The sequence below is a fragment of the Streptococcus sp. OH4692_COT-348 genome, assembly GCF_003859975.1.
In the GTDB taxonomy this organism is placed as follows: Bacteria; Bacillota; Bacilli; order Lactobacillales; family Streptococcaceae; genus Streptococcus.
In genome coordinates this window covers 51828-70997 of record NZ_RQZB01000019.1, presented here as the reverse complement: position 1 = coordinate 70997, position 19170 = coordinate 51828, and the positions used below count along the sequence as shown (strand labels likewise).

Here is a 19170-nt window from a genome sequence, read left to right as displayed (position 1 = left end):
ATTTGGCAGGCACCCAAGGTAAATCTGATAAAGAGTTGCTTGACCTCTTGAAACAAAACGGCACTCAAAGTTATAAAGCTACCATCAAAGTTTACGGTGCGAAAGATGGCAAGGCCGATTTGAGCAATCTAGTAGCGACTAAAGAATTGACAGTGAACTTGAATGGACATCAGTCTCTTACTCCGATGCAGTCAGGTTTCATCCCATCTTCTAATGGTTCAGCTATGCCGGCTCCAATGATGAATAGTCATCAAGATGCGTCTAAGATGAACGCTCAAATGCCAAGTGCTCATCAAGATGAGATGAAATCTCAAATGCCAGCTGCTAGTCAGGATAAGATGATGCCTAGCAAAGAGCAGGACAAAACCATGAATGCTAGCCAGCCTATGGCAACACCAAGCATGAAACAAGATCAAGCTCTAGCAACCTCAAGCAAAATGTCTGATGAAGGCAAGATGGCATCTACTAACAAGGTGTCAAGTCCAATGATGGCTGATCAAATGAAAGGCCAAAAAGACATGCTTCCATATACTGGTGAAGCCCAAACATCAATGGCTACTCTTGGATTCTTTGGATTAGCCTTGGCAGGACTTCTAGGTGGACTCGGTTTGAAAGCTAAAAAAGAGGAAAATGACTAGTCTAGCTACAGACTTTCTATCTAGGATTTGAAAAATCCAGATAGCGATTAGAATGTTCGTAAAGAGATTAAAATAGTGTTATACTATTGTGGTATAGCACTGTTTTTTTCAAAGGAGAGACAGATGGGAAAGACAATTTTACTCGTTGACGACGAGGTAGAAATCACAGATATTCATCAACGCTATCTGGTTCAGGCAGGATATCAGGTTTTGGTGGCCCATGATGGGGTAGAGGCCTTAGAAATCTTCCAGCGAAAACCAATTGATTTGATTATTACAGATATCATGATGCCTCGGATGGATGGTTATGATTTGATTAGTGAGGTTCAGTATCAATCTCCAGATCAGCCTTTTCTCTTTATCACGGCTAAGACTAGCGAGCAGGACAAGATTTACGGCCTAAGCCTGGGGGCAGATGACTTTATCGCCAAGCCCTTTAGCCCTCGTGAGCTGGTTTTGCGTGTCCACAATATTTTGCGGCGCCTTCATCGTGGAGGTGAGACAGAGGTCGTCAGTCTCGGGGATTTACGGATGAATCACGGTAGTCATGAGGTCCAAGTCGGAGATGTGGCGCTTGATTTGACAGTCAAATCCTTCGAACTTCTATGGCTTCTAGCCAGCAATCCAGAGCGAGTTTTCTCTAAGACAGACCTCTATGAAAAGGTCTGGCAGGAAGACTATGTGGATGACACTAATACCTTGAATGTTCATATTCATGCTCTTCGACAGGAGTTGGCTAAACATGCCAGCGCAGAAACTCCTACTATAAAAACTGTCTGGGGTTTGGGCTACAAAATTGAGAAAGCACGAGGTAGTCAATGAAATTAAAAAGTTATATTTTAGTGGGGTATATCATTTCAACACTCCTAACGATTATCGTGGTTTTTTGGGCTGTTCAAAAAATGCTGATTGCGAAAAGCGAGATTTACTTTTTGCTTGGAATGACCATCGTTGCCAGCTTTGTCGGTGCTGGGATTAGTCTCTTTCTCCTGTCGCCTGTCTTTACTTCATTGGACAAACTCAAGGAACATGCCAAGCGGGTAGCGGACAAGGATTTTCCTTCAAATCTGGAGGTTCAAGGACCTGTAGAATTTCAGCAATTAGGGCAAGCTTTCAATGAAATGTCCCATGATTTGCAGGCGACCTTTGATTCCTTGGAAGAAAGCGAACGAGAAAAGGGCTTGATGATTGCCCAGCTGTCGCATGATATCAAGACCCCCATCACTTCGATCCAAGCGACGGTAGAAGGGATTTTGGATGGGGTTATCAAGGAAGGAGAACAGGATCATTATCTAGTAACCATTGGACGCCAGACTGAAAGACTCAATAAACTGGTTGAGGAGTTGAATTTTTTGACCCTAAATACAGCTAGAAATCAGGTCGAAACGACCAGCAAAGACAGCATTTTTCTGGATCAGCTCTTGATTGAGTGTATGAGTGAATTTCAGTTCTTGATTGAGCAGGAGGAGCGAGATGTCCATTTGCAGGTAATCCCAGAGTCTGCCCGGATTGAGGGAGATTATGCCAAACTTTCTCGTATCTTGGTGAATCTGGTCAATAACGCTTTTAAATACTCAGCTCCAGGAACCAAGCTGGAAGTAGTGGCTAAGCTGGAAAATAACCAGCTTTCAATCAGTGTGACCGATGAGGGACAGGGGATTGCCCCAGAGGATTTGGAGAATATTTTCAAACGCCTTTATCGTGTAGAGACTTCGCGTAACATGAAAACAGGTGGTCATGGCTTAGGACTTGCTATTGCGCGTGAATTGGCCCATCAATTGGGTGGAGAAATCACAGTTACGAGTCAGTACGGCCTAGGAAGCACCTTTACCCTCCTTCTTAACCTCTCTGGCAATGCAAATAAAGCTTAAAACCCCTTTACAAATCTAGCCATTCATGGTAAAATGGATTTTGTGCGAAATATCAGCAGGAAAGCATGAAGCTCGTCAACAGGTGTCTTATGATAAGTAACCTTGGCTGTTTAGGCGAAGGGCATCTGCACGAATCAGGGCTTTCTAAGTGACTATTTCCACCGAAATATTATTTATATCAGGAGGACATTCACATGTCACGTTATACAGGACCATCTTGGAAACAAGCTCGTCGCCTTGGCCTTTCACTTACAGGTACAGGTAAAGAATTGGCACGTCGTAACTACGTACCAGGACAACACGGACCAAACAACCGTTCTAAATTGTCAGAATACGGTTTGCAATTGGCTGAAAAACAAAAACTTCGTTTCACTTACGGTGTAGGTGAAAAACAATTCCGTAACTTGTTCGTACAAGCTACAAAAATCAAAGGCGGCATCCTAGGTTTCAACTTCATGCTTCTTTTGGAACGTCGTTTGGATAACGTTGTTTACCGTCTTGGTCTTGCGACTACTCGTCGTCAAGCTCGTCAATTCGTAAACCACGGTCACATCCTTGTTGACGGAAAACGCGTTGATATCCCATCATACCGCGTAACTCCAGGTCAAGTGATCTCAGTTCGTGAAAAATCATTGAAAGTTCCAGCTATCCTTGAAGCAGTAGAAGCTACTCTTGGACGTCCAGCATTCGTATCATTCGACGCTGAAAAATTGGAAGGTTCATTGACTCGCTTGCCAGAACGTGATGAAATCAACCCAGAAATCAACGAAGCACTTGTCGTTGAATTCTACAACAAAATGCTTTAATTTTAAGATATATCTTACAGAAAGCCTACAACAGTGGGCTTTTTGCTTTGTCTTAAAAGCTTGATTTCTGAGTTTGTATAGAGATTTGCTAGTAAGATTATTTGTGTATCTAAGTCTATCTATTCCAAGAATGACGCGATGTTGATGATATAAATTTTGTATGATATAATATTTTGCCCCCCTCACTTTAAGGAAGGGAGGTGTTACATATGTTAGAAACTTTGCTCACAGTGTTTCTAGCTCCGTTACTTATTAACGTGTTATCAGAGCTTTTCAAGTTATGGCTTAAGAAACGTAAGAAGTAATGGTTAACCCTTTTAGAGGGTAGCAAAAAACCCCATCGGTGGCACGGTGGGGCTTTTTTAGTTACATATGCTGTAACTTTACTCACATTGTAAGTTCATTCTAACACAACCCCTCCGATATTTCAAGCTTTTGTTTTGATATTACTCAGAGTGTGTTTGTGGTTTGAGTAAATTAGCACACGCGCTACCAAGTTCCATTCTACAGCAAAGAAATCAACTCTTTTCTAGGGGATTTCCGCCCTCATTTTGCTCTTTTGTGCTAAAATAGACTTATAAATTGAAAATAAGGAATGTTTATGAAATCGGGTAATGGTTTTTGGAAAGGCTGTCTCTATTTTTGGTGCTTCTTGTTCTTACTGAGCCTTTTGGTTCAATATGCTCTTCCACTTGCGGCTTGTGTCCTGCTAGGCTATGGTGGTTATCGCCTCTATAAACGTTGGCGCTATCCTCTTTTGCAGGATGCCTCTCTAGACGATCGGATTGAGCTTTTAAAAGCTCGAATTCGTCAGGCGGACAAAGATATTCAGCAATTAGAGGGGACTTTAGTAGAAAAAGGTTCAGATTCCTATAAGAGTCTGGCCAATCAAGTATTAATCGAACTGCGGGAAATCCATCAGGAGGCGGATCATCTCAAGTCCTATATCGATGCTGATGTCTACAACCGTATTGACAAAAAGGTTCGTACAGTAAGGGCAAACATCGATGTTCAGCTAGAACGTTTGGATAGAGAAAGTCAAGTAGATCTTGAAAATGCGGAACCAGAGGAATTAGCTCCAGAATTATCCCAGGCCTTGGCCAATATTGCTATTGACCATCAAGCCATTTTAGACAAGATTGCTACCTCTGCTGATGGTGATAAGGAAGAATTGACGGCCATTCATAGTTTGAAGATGGAGAAGTTCAAAACGATTCTAGAAGGCTATTTAAAGATTAAGGCCAATCCGAAGAACTATAATCGGGCAGAAGAACGCTTAGAGCAAGCTAAAGCAGCTATCGAACAATTTGACCTTGAGCTGGACCAGGTGTTGAGAGAACTCAATGAAACAGATATGCGTGATTTTGATATCAGTTTGCGTATCCTAGAAAAAAATCGTAAAGAATAGGTTAGAAACAAAGGAGTAACCATGACAGAATTTAATTTTGATATTGACCAGATTGCTAATAATACGGTAGCTAAGGTGGATAAAACAACCCAAATCATCGAGACCAATACTGGCTCAGACAAGACCTTGACCTTTCTTGAAAAGTTGAGCCCTGAGCAGCAAGAGGGAATCAAGGCGCACGTGCCCCAGTTAGTAGACCAGTTTGTCACCAATCAAAATGCTCTTTTGGATTTTGGACAATCTGCTGTAGAAGGCGTGAACAATACAGTCAATCGTATCTTGTCAGAACAAAAGAAACTGCAGATTCCCCAAGTAGATGACTTACTCAAGAATACCAACCGTGAGTTGCAAGGTTTTGTAGTCAAATACAAGAACGCTGAAATTGCTGAGTTAGAAGAAAAGCCAAACTTTTTGCAACGATTATTTAACAAGAGCAAGAATACCCTACAAGAATTTTACTTTGACTCAAAAACAGTGGAGCAAAAGCTAGATGGCATGGCTGCCGCAGTGGTCAAGCAAGAAGATGTGCTAGCTCGAAATATCGTCTCTGCTGAGATGTTGATCGAGGACAATACCAAATCCATTGAAAATCTAGTGGGAGTGATTTCCTTTATCGAAGCTAGCCAGACAGAAGCTGGCAATCGCGCTGCAGAACTGAAAGCTCAAGTTGACCAACTCGATACAAGTACGGTAGAATACCAGACTAAATCTCAAGAATTGGCCCGCATGGCTGAAGTGGTCAATACCCTCGAACAACAGCACACTGAGTATGTCAGCCGTCTCTATGTTGCCTGGGCAACAACACCTCAGATGCGCAATCTTGTGAAGGTGTCATCTGATATGCGCCAAAAATTGGGCATGCTTCGTCGTAATACGATTCCGACAATGAAGCTTTCTATTGCCCAACTGGGTATTTTGCAACAATCAATGAAATCAGGTGTCGTGGCGGATGCCATTGTCAATGCCAATAATGCTGCCCTTCAGATGCTAGCTGAAACCAGTAAGGAAGTGATTCCGCAGATGGAACGAATTGCCCAAAGCCCGACAGTCGCTGTCGAATCGGTTACCAAACTGGCTGAAAGTCTGGTCGCTCAAAACCAAGGTATCGTCGCAGCAATTGAATTGGGACGCCAGAAACGTGCCCAACTAGAAACAACCATCGTCAAGTCCGCAGAAATGATCAACGATTCTGTCAAGCTACGCGATGAGAAAATCGTCCAAGCCCTTCTAGACCAAGGAAAGGCCGCCCAGAAAGAAGTACAAGAATAACACACAAGGATGCTGGGAAAACTCAATTTCAGGAGAAAATGAAGTAAATCTTTCTACAATAAAACGCATAATATCAAGGTTGTTTAATTCTTGATACTATGCGTTTTTCTGATTTCAAAGACTTTTTCTCCAGAATCTTGTGATTCTATATTTACCTTTTCTATTCTTTTTGCTTTTATGATAAGGCAGGTTATTTTGAATTGAATTTTTTTTTAATTCATTAAGTACCGCTCCATTAGATTTTTTATTATCTTTTAATTCGAATTCTTTAGATTTATAAATCAAATAGTCTGAAAAATCTGGGAATAGGGCATTAGTTTCATAATTGTACTCTTTTAACTTTCGTAAAAGTTCTCTTTGAATTAATTCATAGTAGTCGCCAGAAATTTTTTCCTCTTGATTATTTTTATCAGAACCTGATTTGACAGACTCTCCTTCTAAAAATTTAATTACTCCGTCTAAATTTTTAGAAGATAGATCATCTTCTGGTTTAGTATGATTAGAACTTTGCTGATTTTTTAAAGACTTAATAGAGGCCTCTATATTAAATTTGATATTTAGAATAATTCTATCGATAGGTTTATAATTTTCTAATTCTATTTCATTTTTTTTAAAATTTATAAATTTAATAAGTTTATCAAAATTTATAAAAGCACCTTTTTGTGCCCGTATTCTCTTATTTGTAATTTTCTTATGAACTAAAGAAATTATTCCATTCTCACTATCATTGCTGGAGTCAATTCTATAGAACTCTAACTGAGGATTTTTTATTTTCCCAAAACCTAACATAAACAACATGGCTATGAATGGATTTTCGGAAATATCTAGTAAACTTGTTGGCAAACCATAATGTTGTAAGATAGCTAATTCATCAGCTCGGATATCTAACATTTCTTGATTTAAAGGGACATATTTAACTTCATCAGGAAATTCTCTAGAGATATTTAGATAAAGAGATTCAAAAGTGTTACAGTATTTATTTCCTTCACTATTTTGTAAATTTCTAAATATCCCTGGTACTGTTTCCCAATCTTCTCTTTGTCCCCTATAGTAATTATAACCTTGTCTTTGAAATGATGTAATCATTTCTTTTATTAAGTAAAATAAACTCCATGAATTTTTTTCATCTTTATATCCTAATCCCGTACCTGCACTTAATAAATATTTATTGATATCATCGATTTCATCTTGCAATTTAGAGTTTTTATTTGTTGATGAGAGTTCTAGATTTTGAATTTTGTAAATTGGTGTTAAATCTTCCTGAGGTTGGTTTATTCCAATTATATTTATTACTATTTTAAAGTCATTAAAGATTTTTGAATTCAGTTGATTTTTTATTTCTTCAGGGGATGAATAATAGGTCCCTAAATTTTCATAGAATTTATCCCTAAGTAACATAAAATTCTCCTTAAATGGACAATACACCCAAATTAATAAGTCTATATTTCATAGCCGGATTGGACACATTTAATTTTTCAGCAAGGTAAGTAATAATAATTTCATCATTTAAAGTATCTAATTCCTCCCAGGTCATAGAATAATCTATTGCCATTCTATCGATTGCTTTTATGATTAACTTTTGCGGCATTAGTAGTTCTGCTGCAAACTGGTTAGCAGCTCTTTCTTTAGCGTTCGCTACTGGTGTTTGTTCACGTTCAGAAATTCCTTCATGTTTTAACACAAAATGGCCTAATTCATGAGACTTAGTAAATCGTTGACGCGGTAGCGGTTCCAAAATATTAACATACATTTTTTTAGTGTCAGCATCATATTTTCCAGAATGCGAATCGAAGTATGTTTCTATAACCTCAATCCCTAATTCAGCAATAATCTTATCAATATCTATACTATATTCATCTGATTGAAGTTCAATGTCTGATATTACTTCTTTTTTATTGTCAAAATAGGACATAAAATCTGTTGAGTATAGTTCGCTATATTTATAGACTTTACACATTATAAATTCTCCTATTTATATTTTTTATTTTTATTAAAAAATTATGAATCATTCTAAGTTGTCATGATACAAAAATAGTTTATATTACTATTCTAAACTAAAAAGATCTTTTAGTCTATAGATAGATTGAAAATTTAAGAAAGAAACTACCTTTACTCTTTACTCTGAAAGTAAGAGAGAATGTCATAGAGAACCTTTTCACCACTAGTCTTTTATGATACAATGGAAGGAAGTAAAGGCGCTGTTTTTTCGATGTCGCAACGCCTTGGATGAATGAAAAGGAAGAGTCCCTATGGTTTTCAGATTTAAGCAAATAACTAACTTGCATATATATAAACTCGCGTTTTCATACCCATTTTCAAAACCTGCCAATCTCCTTGGTGGGCTTTTTGCCTAATAGAAGTGGAGGATGGACATGATGTATACTTTATCAAAAGAATTAGAACAAGAGCTCATCGTTTCAGCACCTGAGTTACAGCCTAGTTATGCTGCCATCGTAGAATATCTAGAAGCTATCAACCAGAAAGAAGCATCTGGAAGCAATTCTCAGGAACTCCAGAACCAGCTTGCTATTCAGCTGGGACGTTTAGAAGATTTGGTGCAGGGCTATATCCAAATAAAGAAGAACCCACATCACTACCTAGATGCAGATAAAGAATTGACGGAGGGCTATCAAGCCATAAAAGGGACAGAGCAAGATCTTCTCAAAAAGTTGCAATATCTCAACCAAGCAGTCTTGCAGGATTTCCATATCAGCCAGAGACTCTCTCCAAAAGACGAGACTGCTATCCCTGTGGCAGGAAAAGCTAAAACCAAACAGGAATTGGCTATCGAGCGGGATTTAATCAACCAGCTGATAAAGGGAGAAAGTCAATGGGTATATCGACCTGAGTTAAACACAGAAGACCTCCTATGGGGAAACTTTTTTGCCAAGCTGGAAGCTAATAATGTCCGCATTTTGCAAGACCATCCCCTTACAAATTCAGAAAAAAATCAAATCAAAAACCAGCTCAATTTCGTCAACTTCTATGAAGCAGCTAAGTGGATAGTAGGGGAAAACGGTATTGCCAAGGTGCAGGTTCAACGTGAAGATGCCAGTCTAGGCACTATTCGCTTGGAAGTTTTGTGGCGAAACAATGTCGCTGGCGGCAAATCCAGCTATGAGGTTGTCAACCAAGTCATCACAGGCGGAGAAGGGATTCGCCAGCGCCGTGGGGATGTGACTTTGTTAATCAATGGTCTGCCCATGATTCAAATCGAACTGAAAAGCCGTTCGCATCCTTATATGGATGCCTTCCGTCAGATTAAGAAATACGACCAAGAAGGACAGTTCAGAGGCATTTTTTCAAGTCTTCAGATGTTTGTCGTCTCTAATGTCACAGACACTCGCTACATCGCAGCTGCCAAAGCCAACAAGCTAAATGAACGCTTCTTGACCAAGTGGGTGGATAGTGAAAATAGACCTCAACCTCAACTATTTGACTTTGCAGAGTCTGTCTTGTCCATACCGAGAGCCCACGAGATGGTCATGCAGTATTCTGTCATCGATGATGACAAGAAGGCCTTGATTTTATTGCGCCCCTATCAGGTTCATGCCATTGAGGCTATCCGTGAAGCCAGTCGCAAGCGCCAGTCAGGCTATATTTGGCATACGACTGGTTCAGGGAAAACCCTGACCTCTTATAAGGTTTCGCGCAATCTGCTCCAGATTCCATCCATCGAAAAGACCATCTTTGTGATTGATAGGACAGACCTTGACCAGCAGACGACTAGTTCATTTCAGTCTTACGCAGAGAACGATATGATTGATATCGACGAGACCGATGATACACAGGAATTGGTTAAAAATCTGGCTTCTGATGACCGCCGTGTCGTTGTCACGACCATCCAGAAAATCAATGCCATGATTCGTCAGTTTGATGAAGGGCGTCACCAAAAGGTCTACAATCGTATCAAACAACTTAAACTAGCCTTTGTCGTCGATGAATGCCATCGCGCAGTGACTCCTGAACGCCAGCGCCACCTAGAGCACTTCTTTACAAATTCTCTCTGGTATGGGTTTACAGGGACTCCTATCTTTACAGAAAATAAGCGTGAACAAAAAGGAGACCTTGCTCAGACGACCGAAGAGCAGTACGGTGACTGCCTCCACCAATATACCGTCAAAGAAGCTATCCATGACAAGGCGGTTCTTGGATTTAATGTAGAGTATCAGACGACCATGCCTGGTTGGGCAGAAGATGAGATTGACGAGGAGCGTTATGATGACGAAGGCCACATGCTTGCCGTTTTAGATGCCATTCTCAATCGCTCAAGACGCAAACTCGGTTTCCAAAATGGGGTAGGAAAAACCTATGAAGCCATTTTGACCGTTAAAAGTATTGCCCGTGCGCAGGCCTATTATAACCTGATTAAGCAAGTCAAAAATGGAGAGAAGTCTTTAAGCATTTCAGAAAATGTTAAAAAGGTTTTGCCAGACTTTCCTAAGGTTGCTATTACTTACTCTGTGACAGAAAATGAAGCAGACTCCTATGTCAACCAAGCCTACATGGAGGAGAGCCTAGAAAACTACAATGACATGTTTGGTACCCACTTTAGCCTAGCAACCATTGCTTCCTACAATAGTGACCTCAACGACCGTCTGGCCCGTAAGAAAGAACGCTTTGCCTTCCGTGAAGAACAGCTGGATCTGGTTATTGTAGTGGATCGCTTGTTGACGGGCTTTGATGCCCCTTGCCTATCGACCCTGTTCATGGATCGTCAGCCCATGAAACCCCAGCATATCATTCAGGCCTTTTCACGAACCAATCGCCTCTTTGATGAAGGCAAGAAATTCGGCCAAATCGTCACTTTCCAAACGCCTGACCGCTTTAAAGAAAAAGTAGATGAAGCTCTGAGGCTCTACTCAAATGGTGGCGAAACCAGTGTCTTAGCCCCAGAATGGCAGGAGGAGAAGGCCAAGTTTCTGGAGAAGGTTCATCAACTATTAGCCATCGCTCCAAGTCCAGAGCAGGTGCCTGATTTGGATACAGCGACAGATGCAGAATTAAAACGCTTTGCCAAGGCCTTCCAAGAATTTGACAAGCTACTATCCTCTATACAAGTCTATTCTGACTATGATGAGAAAGTCATTTTCAGAGAGATTGGTCTCAGCCTAGAAGACATCGAGAACTTTGCCGGCCAATATCAAAATGTCATCGAAGAACTCCGCAGACGCAGAAAAGAAGACCAAGAAGATGAAGGTGTGTTACTGGATATCGAGTATGAGCTCGAATCCATCCGCACCGATGAGATAAACTATCACTATATCCTCTCACTTATCCAAGCCTTGATCGAAAATCGGGAAAACCTCATTGGTAAAAAGGAAAAGAGTCTGGTAGATAACTATATCGAAGATTTGAACAAATCCAATCCCAAGTTATCCAACCTCATCTCCCAACTCTGGCAGAATGTCCAAGCTGATGCTAAGAGCTATCAGGGGCAGTCTGTAACCCATAAGTTGGAAGAGATGATTGAGCTCACAACCCAGAAAAAGATTCGTGAAACGGCAGATTATTGGCGGATAGGAGAGGATGAACTCCAGTTCGTAGTGGATAACTATCGCATCGGACGAGACAAGCAAAATGGTGAAAAAGCCATCACTGAGTCTCAGGACTATCTGGCCTATAAGGAAGCCCACGGAGACGAGGCGCTACCAAAACTCAAATACAAAAAAGCCCTCAAAGAGGACTATATGCGCATGATTTCAGAGGATATCTTACCGCTAAGGGGGAGATAAACTACCGATTTGACTTTTCTTATTTGCTAGGTGTTTAACTTTATCTTGTCAAATCAGACCTTCTATTGTTTCAAAATAGTCAAAATAGAAGAATAGAAATCAAAAAAGAAAACCTATAGTGTAGAAATAAGAAAATGGAGTAATAGAAAGGGAGTAATATGACAAAACAACCAAGTTATCGCTTTGTAGGTTATACTGAACCTTGGGCTGAAAAGAAGTTGGGAAATCTTGGGTCAGTTGAAATGTGTAGGAGGATTTTCAAAGAGGAAACTTCTGCGGAGTTTGAAATTCCTTTTTTCAAAATTGGTACTTTTGGAGGGGAAGCTGATACTTATATAACTAGAGAAAAATTTGAAGAATATAAAACAAAATTTGCTTATCCCCAAAGAGGAGATTTACTGTTATCTGCTTCAGGAAGTATTGGTCGCGTTGTTGAGTACGATGGAGATGAAGCTTACTACCAAGATTCAAATATTGTTTGGTTGAATCACCATGGTAAAATTAACAACAAGTTTCTTAAAGCTTTTTATGAGATTGTATCTTGGTCAGGAATTGAAGGAACTACAATAAAAAGATTATACAATAAGAATATTTTAGAGACAGATATATCCCTCCCCTCTCTCCCCGAGCAAACTGCCATTGGTTCTCTCTTCCAAGATATTGACCAGCTTATTAGCCTTCAACAGCGTAAGTTAGAGGTGCTCAAGGAGCAGAAGAAAACCTACCTCAAGCTCCTCTTCCCAGCCAAAGGACAAACCAAACCAACTCTTCGCTTCGCAGGATTTGAAGATGAGTGGAAGGAAGTGAAGTTGGGGGAGATATTAGTTGAAAGAAATGAGCAGATTTCTGAAAGTGAAGAGTATCAGTTAATGTCATTTGTACAAGGAAAAGGAGTAGTACCAAAATCTGATAGATATGACAGAAGTTTTCTTGTTAAAGATGATAAGAAGAATTATAAAAAGACAGAATATGGCGATTTCATTTATAGTTCTAATAATTTAGATACAGGGTCAATCGGCTTCAATAAAACCGGTAAAGCATTAATTTCTCCTGTTTATAGTATATTTTATTCAAAAACAAAAAAGGAAAGTCAATTTATTGCTATACTGTCTCAAAGAAAAGAATTTATCAATGAGATGATTAAATATAGACAAGGTGTAGTATATGGTCAGTTTAGAATTCATGAGAGTGATTTTCTTAATATAAAGATACTAGCTCCAGAAAGCAATGAACAGGAATCTCTGATAACTTTCTTCCAAGACCTAGACAAGGCCATTGCCAAGCAAGAGGAAAAAGTCAACCAGCTCAAAGAAAGCAAACAAACCCTACTCAGAAAAATGTTTATCTAAGATACTAAGACCGTCAAAAACCCAGTAAAAATAGGAAACTGGCGCAGTCTTCGATGAAGGCTAGACAGTTTATCTTTTTTACCCAGCTTTTAGGTCGTGTTCAATTCATAAGATACCAAGACCGCAAAAAGCTACACTAAAAAATGAAAGTAGAAATTGATAGGAGACCCTATGTCACAAACAGATTTATCAAGAGAACTCTACCAATCCCTCTGGAATGCGGCAGATATCCTGCGTGGCCAGATGGAAGCCAATGAATACAAGTCCTACCTCTTGGGCTTGATTTTCTACAAGTACCTATCCGACAACATCCTCCAAGCCGTCTGTGATAACTTGGACGAGACCTTTGAGTCCTTCCAGCAAGCCCAGCTTCTCTATGAGGAAAACTTTGCGGATGCGGATGTCCGTGAAGACCTCATCGAGGTCTTAAATGACGAGCTAGGCTATGTGATTGAGCCTTCTCTGACCTTTACCAAGCTGGTTCAGTCTATCCACGAAGGAACCTTCCAGCTAGAATCCCTAGCCCAAAGTTTCCGTGATATCGAGCAGGCCAATGAAAAATTTGAAAATCTTTTCGAAGATATTGACCTCTATGCGAAAAAGCTAGGCAACACCCCACAAAAGCAAAACAAGACCATCTCTGAGGTCATGAAACAGCTCAACGACCTCAATGTCTCTAGTCATGCTGGTGATATCTTGGGTGATGCTTATGAGTACCTGATTGGTCAATTTGCCAGCGATTCTGGGAAAAAGGCTGGTGAGTTCTATACACCTCAAGCAGTTTCTCACCTTATGACTCAGATTGTCTTTGCAGGGCGGGAGCATCAAAAGGGCATGTCGGTTTACGACCCGACCATGGGTTCTGGTTCCCTCTTGCTCAATGCCAAGCGCTATAGTAAGGAATCTTCGACGATTTCTTACTACGGTCAAGAGTTGATTACTTCGACATTCAACCTTGCTCGCATGAATATGATGCTTCATGGGGTTGCGATTGAGAACTATCACCTCAGCAACCACGACACTCTAGACGAAGATTGGCCAACTACCGAGCCGACAGACTTTGATGGGGTTTTGATGAACCCACCTTATTCACTGAAGTGGTCAGCAGATAGTGGCTTCCTGCAAGATCCTCGCTTTTCAAGCTATGGAGTTCTTGCACCTAAGTCCAAAGCAGATTTTGCCTTCCTTCTTCACGGTTTTTACCACCTCAAGCATAATGGAGTCATGGCCATTGTTCTTCCTCACGGAGTCCTTTTCCGAGGAGCAGCCGAACAAAAGATTCGCCAGCACCTGCTAGAAGAAGGCGCTATTGATACAGTTATCGGCTTGCCAGCAAATATCTTCTACAACACCTCTATCCCGACAACCATTATTATCCTTAAAAAGAATCGCACTAACAAGGATGTCTTTTTTATCGATGCCTCAAAAGAGTTTGAAAAAGGGAAAAATCAAAACAATATGACCGAAGACCATATTGCCAAGATTTTGGAGACCTATCAAAAACGTGAGAATGTCGAGAAATTTGCCCATCTAGCCAGCTTTGAAGAGATTGTCGAAAACGACTACAACCTCAACATTCCACGCTATGTCGATACCTTTGAGGAAGAACCCGTTGTTCCCCTAGCAGACCTCGCAGACCAGCTCGCAGAGATTGATAAAGAGATTGGAGAAGTCGAAGCCAGACTCGCCCACATGCGCAGTCAACTAGTAGGCACAACACCAGAAGCCCAAGCAGAATTAACCGCCTATCTCGAAAAATTGAAAGAGATTTAGAGAGTAGGGGAAGAATGAAAACATCTCGTATAAATTGTACGAGGTGTTTTTGGATTTTGCTGTATTACACATCATGTATAATACAGGTGAAAAATGATGATATCGGTTAAGTAAAGTGCAGCAAAGTGCTAAAATTACCTGATTCAAATCAGTTTTACAAAAAAGATTGTAGGATAAGTAGAGTTTGAATTGAAATATAAGATAATTAACCAAAAGAAAAAACGCTTGAAATGACCTACACCCCAAAAGTTAGACAGAAAAAATCTAACTTTTGGGGTGCAGGTCACTATAAGAATAGTTGCTACAGGATTTTATGAAGAAGTTTAATTTATAGTTGAATTACTTTTAATAGCTTAGAATGAATTATTTTCCCATTAAAATACGATAATTTTTTTTCGATTTCAGAGATAAAAGCTATTCTAGCAGGAACAGATTTTTCCTTAGAATTATTTACATCGAAATCTTGCTCGCAAGGAATAAAGTTTAATTCATCCGATAAATGATTGAAAACAATTTTTGGAATTTTTAAACTACATAGATAATACCTAGTTTCATCATTTCGAAAAATTCTTAGGTAGAAGTTGTTCCACTTATCTTGCACTAGAAACAATCTGCATTCTCCATAATACATTACAAGATGGTCAGATTCTTCCATTTTTCTTAACTGTAATGATCTTCGAGGCAAGTATTTTCTAATACCATTTTCATTTGTCAATTCGTAATTTTCATCATCACCTTCATCAACCTCAACATCATCATTAGGATTTTGATTTTGAGGTAGATTTACCACAATTATTCTATCATCTAAAATACGTTCTAACATTTGTTCAGCTCTGTCAGGAGCGATTTGATCATAGAATACTCTTAATTCTCTTCTAGCAGCAGGTTTAAGTAAGTACTCACAATTTTCTGTATGAACAGAGTTGGGGTAAGCAGCAAGGTAAATTCCATTACTATTCTCTTTTATAGATAATCGTACTTGTTTACACCCAGGACATAGTAGTTGACCTCTGTATCTGTCTCTTGTTGCTTGTTTGTTTCTATAGAATTCCTCTTCTAGTACGTGAAGTTCAAGTATTTCATTGTTGCTTATACAGTACTGATATTTATTTGTTTCAGGCATAATTATTCCTTTTTAATTATATAAATGAAAGGTAAAGATGTTTGTATTTTATTATACCATAATAGTACAAAATACTCTAATACATAAGGTATCCATAGTTGTTACTAAAGGGTAGGTGGTAGCATAAGCTAGTGAACAAAGAAATTATTTGTTGTAAGTGTATTAAGTGTAAAAATTTTAAGATGTTAATGTTATAATAAACTGGAGGAATTTTTATGGAAGAAAATTTAAACCCTAATATTGACCCACGTATAAAATTCAAATTGTTACCACCAGCTACTATTATTAAAAATTTTGTTGATGGAGAGCCCGATTGTAATTATGAGAACTATTTACTAGAGCTACTTAATAAGTCATCTCATTTTAAAGATACAGGGCAATCTCCTTTCTCTAAACCGTTAAATGAAAATAATGGTCAATGTGATGCAATATCGAAAAATTATGAAATAGACTTTAAATTATTATCATCTAGCACTAGATTACAAGCTAGTCATTTGTTTTCTCCGGGCATTAGCAATTATGGCGATGGTATAATTGGTATTCATGAAAGTAAAAAGAAATTCGGTGAAGTAAAAGCTACTCAGATTCATGTTGCATTCCGAACAAGAGATATATCAGAGCTCACTCGATTAGGGGAAAACTTTTTAAATATTAGAAAGTATGATATTGAAAGAGATATCATAAAAGTGTTGAAAATGCTTGAAAAACAGAAAAACCTTTTATTATTTTTTCCATATTCGTTTGAGCTGATTGATATACTCGAGATAGATAATTCGGATGATATTATTGTAAGCGCGTTAAATTATGATTTCCACTCACTATTTGAATACAGAAGTTTAAAAGCGAAGGGATTTGATACCTATTTTGTAACTATATTTCAAGATAGATTTTATATTTTTTCTATTCTTGACGACAGCCTCTGTTTAATTGAGAAAGTAGATTGTATGTTACTGCCTACATTTATTAAATTAAAGAATTATCATCTATAAGGAGGACGAGTTATTGATCAATCCAGATTTTTACAAAAGACTAGCAATGATATTCTGTGGAGATGAGACAGAGCTGTTTACTTATAAATCAGGGCCTCAGCTAGTTTCTTTTTTCAATACCCATTTCCATACTCAAGATAGTTATGGTCAGGGTTTTCCTACAAGATGGATATATGTGAATGACAAGCTGTTGGACTTTTCATCTAGAGGCATTATCAATTCATTTTTCAACCTTATACTCAGCAAACAATATCTTTTAACAGAGCGTCAGATAAGCGAAGTGGATGCTTTAGAGCAGCAGCAGAAAATAATAAATGAATTAGATAAAATTTGTTCTGTTTATTCTTTAAAAATCTCAAAAAAGGGGAATGAGTTTTATTTAGTGGAAATTGATGCAGATTTAGTTGAGATTGGGAAAGGGGGCTTCGCTGATATTTATTTCCAAAAATCTACAGGATTGGTGTTAAAAAAGTTAAATGAGGAATCTGTTAGACGTGAGGCTTTGAGAAGTAGATTTAAGAGAGAGTATGAAATAACCAAATCTTGTTCTGATATTGAAAATGTTATCAGAGTGTATGATTTTGATAGTGGAAGTTACTCCTACACAATGGAAAAAGCTGATTATACATTGGCTGATTATATTGAAGCAAGTGAGCTGACAGAGGATTCTAAACTCAATATATTGCGTCAAATACTTCACACTATGTCTCTTGTCCACCAAAGAGATGTTCTGCATAGAGACTTAAGCCCAACTAACATCTTTTTTGTGAATGGTGTAATCAAAATTGCTGATTTTGGTTTAGGGAAAAATCTAAATACTCTAACATCTCATCAAACAATGGATACAGCTTCATTTGGTCAACTATTTTATTGTGCACTAGAACAATTGGCTCTCTTAAAAGATGCAGATAAACGAAGCGATGTGTATTCACTGGGACGTATTATTAATTTTGTTATGACTAAGAATCCTAATATTTTTTCTCATTCACTCCGTTCTGTTAGTGAAAAAGCTACTAATTTAGAACCTGATTATAGGTATCAAGATGCTACTGAAATGTTGAGTGCATTAAATGCATGGTTGAGCATTAGAAGCGATAAAACTTTTAAGAAAACAATATGGGAAAAAATTGGCCACGGTGTTTTTGATGACGATATAGAAAACTATATCTATGAAATGCCAGCAAGAGAGTTATGTCAATCATGCATCAAAAAAAGTGATATTTTTATTGAAAGCTTAATGGTCTTTATGAAGTTAGATGATACGCACGCAATTTATATCATTCAGACGATTCATTCTAACTACGAGCAATATTTGAAGCGATTTGAAGATGCAGATTCTTTTGCCTCTCTTTCTTATAGAGTTTTAAAGGGACAATTTTCCTTCAATGTTAATGAAGTGGCTGCCCAAATTTTACACTATGTAGCTTATGAAGTTGGGCGCTTTTCTGCTCAGCGTATGATAGATAACCTGATTGAAAATGGGATTGAACCAATGATTGAATCCATATTAGAAAGATAGATTGGGAGGAAATGTAATGACAAATAATGAATATTTTAATGAAATAGAGACATATTTCATTAAATTAAGAGAATATCGTGAAGAATCAAAGAGAATAGCTGCAGGTATTGTTGGTGAAAACTTTACTGAAGATGATTTGTTTTTTATTTCTGCACTTAACAGACGAGTTCAATTTATTGATGGAATAATAGACTTATTAAGAACGAGAAATCTGACTTGTGCAGGAATTTTAGTACGAACACAACTTGATAATCTTATGAGAGTTTTCGCAGCTTTTATATCAGAAGACAGAAGATTATTTATTAAAGAGACTTTAAGTGGTACAGCTATTAGAAATTTGAAAGATAATCAAAACAGAAAGATGACTGATGTCAATCTTAAGAAAAGGATATCAGAGTATTATCCTGAGATTGAGGAAATTTACAATAAATCATCTGGTTATGTTCATTTGTCTGAAGTCGCATTTCATCAGGCTTTTTGGACAGAACAATCTGATGGAGATTTTGGAATTAGATTTTCAGTTGGTTTGTCTCCTAGGGAAGAACTAAATCCTATTCTAATTGAGTGTGCTGAAGTATTCTGTTACTTTACTGAGATTGAATATGATTTTTACCAAAAAATCATTGATTCAAAAAAAGTTTTTGATAATAAACAAAAAGATATTTTAGAATTAAAGTGAGCTATATTAAA

General features: G+C 38.3%; 15 protein-coding genes. 12 read left to right on the top strand and 3 right to left on the bottom strand.

Features of this window, described 5'->3' with window-relative positions; all coding sequences use genetic code 11:
* From EII37_RS09620 to EII37_RS09595, 6 genes are all read left to right on the top strand, one after another.
* A partial coding sequence (locus tag EII37_RS09620) for an SSURE domain-containing protein (protein WP_124788419.1) occupies window positions 1-638 on the top strand: 638 nt, incomplete at its 5' end.
* A gap of 123 nt (window positions 639-761) precedes the next feature.
* On the top strand, window positions 762-1460 hold the full coding sequence (locus EII37_RS09615; RefSeq protein ID WP_060627262.1) for a response regulator transcription factor: 699 nt from the start codon (window positions 762-764) through the stop codon (window positions 1458-1460).
* Window positions 1457-2509, top strand: coding sequence for a HAMP domain-containing sensor histidine kinase (locus EII37_RS09610; protein ID WP_124788418.1), 1053 nt, complete (start codon window positions 1457-1459; stop codon window positions 2507-2509). The genes EII37_RS09615 and EII37_RS09610 overlap by 4 nt, the downstream gene beginning before the upstream one ends.
* A gap of 194 nt (window positions 2510-2703) precedes the next feature.
* The gene (gene rpsD, locus EII37_RS09605; protein WP_000092756.1) at window positions 2704-3315 is read left to right on the top strand and encodes a 30S ribosomal protein S4; all 612 of its coding nucleotides are present in this window, start codon (window positions 2704-2706) and stop codon (window positions 3313-3315) included.
* Between the two features lie 601 nt (window positions 3316-3916).
* Complete coding sequence (locus tag EII37_RS09600) at window positions 3917-4723, top strand: hypothetical protein (protein WP_124788417.1); 807 nt, start codon at window positions 3917-3919, stop codon at window positions 4721-4723.
* A 21-nt stretch (window positions 4724-4744) separates the two neighbouring features.
* Window positions 4745-5992 (top strand): toxic anion resistance protein, encoded by a 1248-nt coding sequence (locus EII37_RS09595; RefSeq protein WP_124788416.1) that lies wholly within the window; start codon window positions 4745-4747, stop codon window positions 5990-5992.
* Between the two features lie 114 nt (window positions 5993-6106).
* Here the strand turns inward: EII37_RS09595 and EII37_RS09590 are convergent, their stop codons facing one another.
* Both EII37_RS09590 and EII37_RS09585 read right to left on the bottom strand, forming a co-directional pair.
* On the bottom strand, window positions 6107-7390 hold the full coding sequence (locus EII37_RS09590) for an FRG domain-containing protein (protein WP_124788415.1): 1284 nt from the start codon (window positions 7388-7390) through the stop codon (window positions 6107-6109).
* A gap of 10 nt (window positions 7391-7400) precedes the next feature.
* Window positions 7401-7949 carry an ImmA/IrrE family metallo-endopeptidase gene (locus EII37_RS09585; protein WP_124788414.1) on the bottom strand — a complete coding sequence of 183 codons (549 nt, stop codon included), beginning with the start codon at window positions 7947-7949 and terminating at the stop codon, window positions 7401-7403.
* 409 nt (window positions 7950-8358) lie between these two features.
* On the opposite strand from EII37_RS09585, the gene EII37_RS09580 reads away from it, so the two are divergent.
* The 3 genes from EII37_RS09580 to EII37_RS09570 all read left to right on the top strand — a co-directional run bounded on the left by EII37_RS09580 (window position 8359) and on the right by EII37_RS09570 (window position 14849).
* Window positions 8359-11727, top strand: coding sequence for a type I restriction endonuclease subunit R (locus tag EII37_RS09580; protein ID WP_124788413.1), 3369 nt, complete (start codon window positions 8359-8361; stop codon window positions 11725-11727).
* A gap of 158 nt (window positions 11728-11885) precedes the next feature.
* Window positions 11886-13076, top strand: coding sequence for a restriction endonuclease subunit S (locus EII37_RS09575; RefSeq protein ID WP_124788412.1), 1191 nt, complete (start codon window positions 11886-11888; stop codon window positions 13074-13076).
* A 171-nt stretch (window positions 13077-13247) separates the two neighbouring features.
* On the top strand, window positions 13248-14849 hold the full coding sequence (locus EII37_RS09570) for a type I restriction-modification system subunit M (RefSeq protein WP_124788411.1): 1602 nt from the start codon (window positions 13248-13250) through the stop codon (window positions 14847-14849).
* A 328-nt stretch (window positions 14850-15177) separates the two neighbouring features.
* Here EII37_RS09570 and EII37_RS09565 read toward each other — a convergent pair whose 3' ends face one another.
* Entirely contained in the window at window positions 15178-15972 is a 795-nt protein-coding gene (locus EII37_RS09565; RefSeq protein ID WP_124788410.1) for a hypothetical protein, read from the bottom strand.
* Window positions 15973-16187: 215 nt separating this feature from the next.
* Between EII37_RS09565 and EII37_RS09560 the strand changes: the two genes are divergently transcribed.
* From EII37_RS09560 to EII37_RS09550, 3 genes are read left to right on the top strand one after another with little or no spacing between them, the layout of a single operon-like run.
* Complete coding sequence (locus tag EII37_RS09560; protein ID WP_124788409.1) at window positions 16188-16961, top strand: hypothetical protein; 774 nt, start codon at window positions 16188-16190, stop codon at window positions 16959-16961.
* Between the two features lie 13 nt (window positions 16962-16974).
* Window positions 16975-18480 (top strand): serine/threonine-protein kinase, encoded by a 1506-nt coding sequence (locus EII37_RS09555; RefSeq protein WP_124788408.1) that lies wholly within the window; start codon window positions 16975-16977, stop codon window positions 18478-18480.
* A gap of 16 nt (window positions 18481-18496) precedes the next feature.
* Window positions 18497-19159, top strand: coding sequence for a hypothetical protein (locus EII37_RS09550; RefSeq protein WP_124788407.1), 663 nt, complete (start codon window positions 18497-18499; stop codon window positions 19157-19159).
* The last annotated feature ends 11 nt before the right edge of the window (window positions 19160-19170 follow it).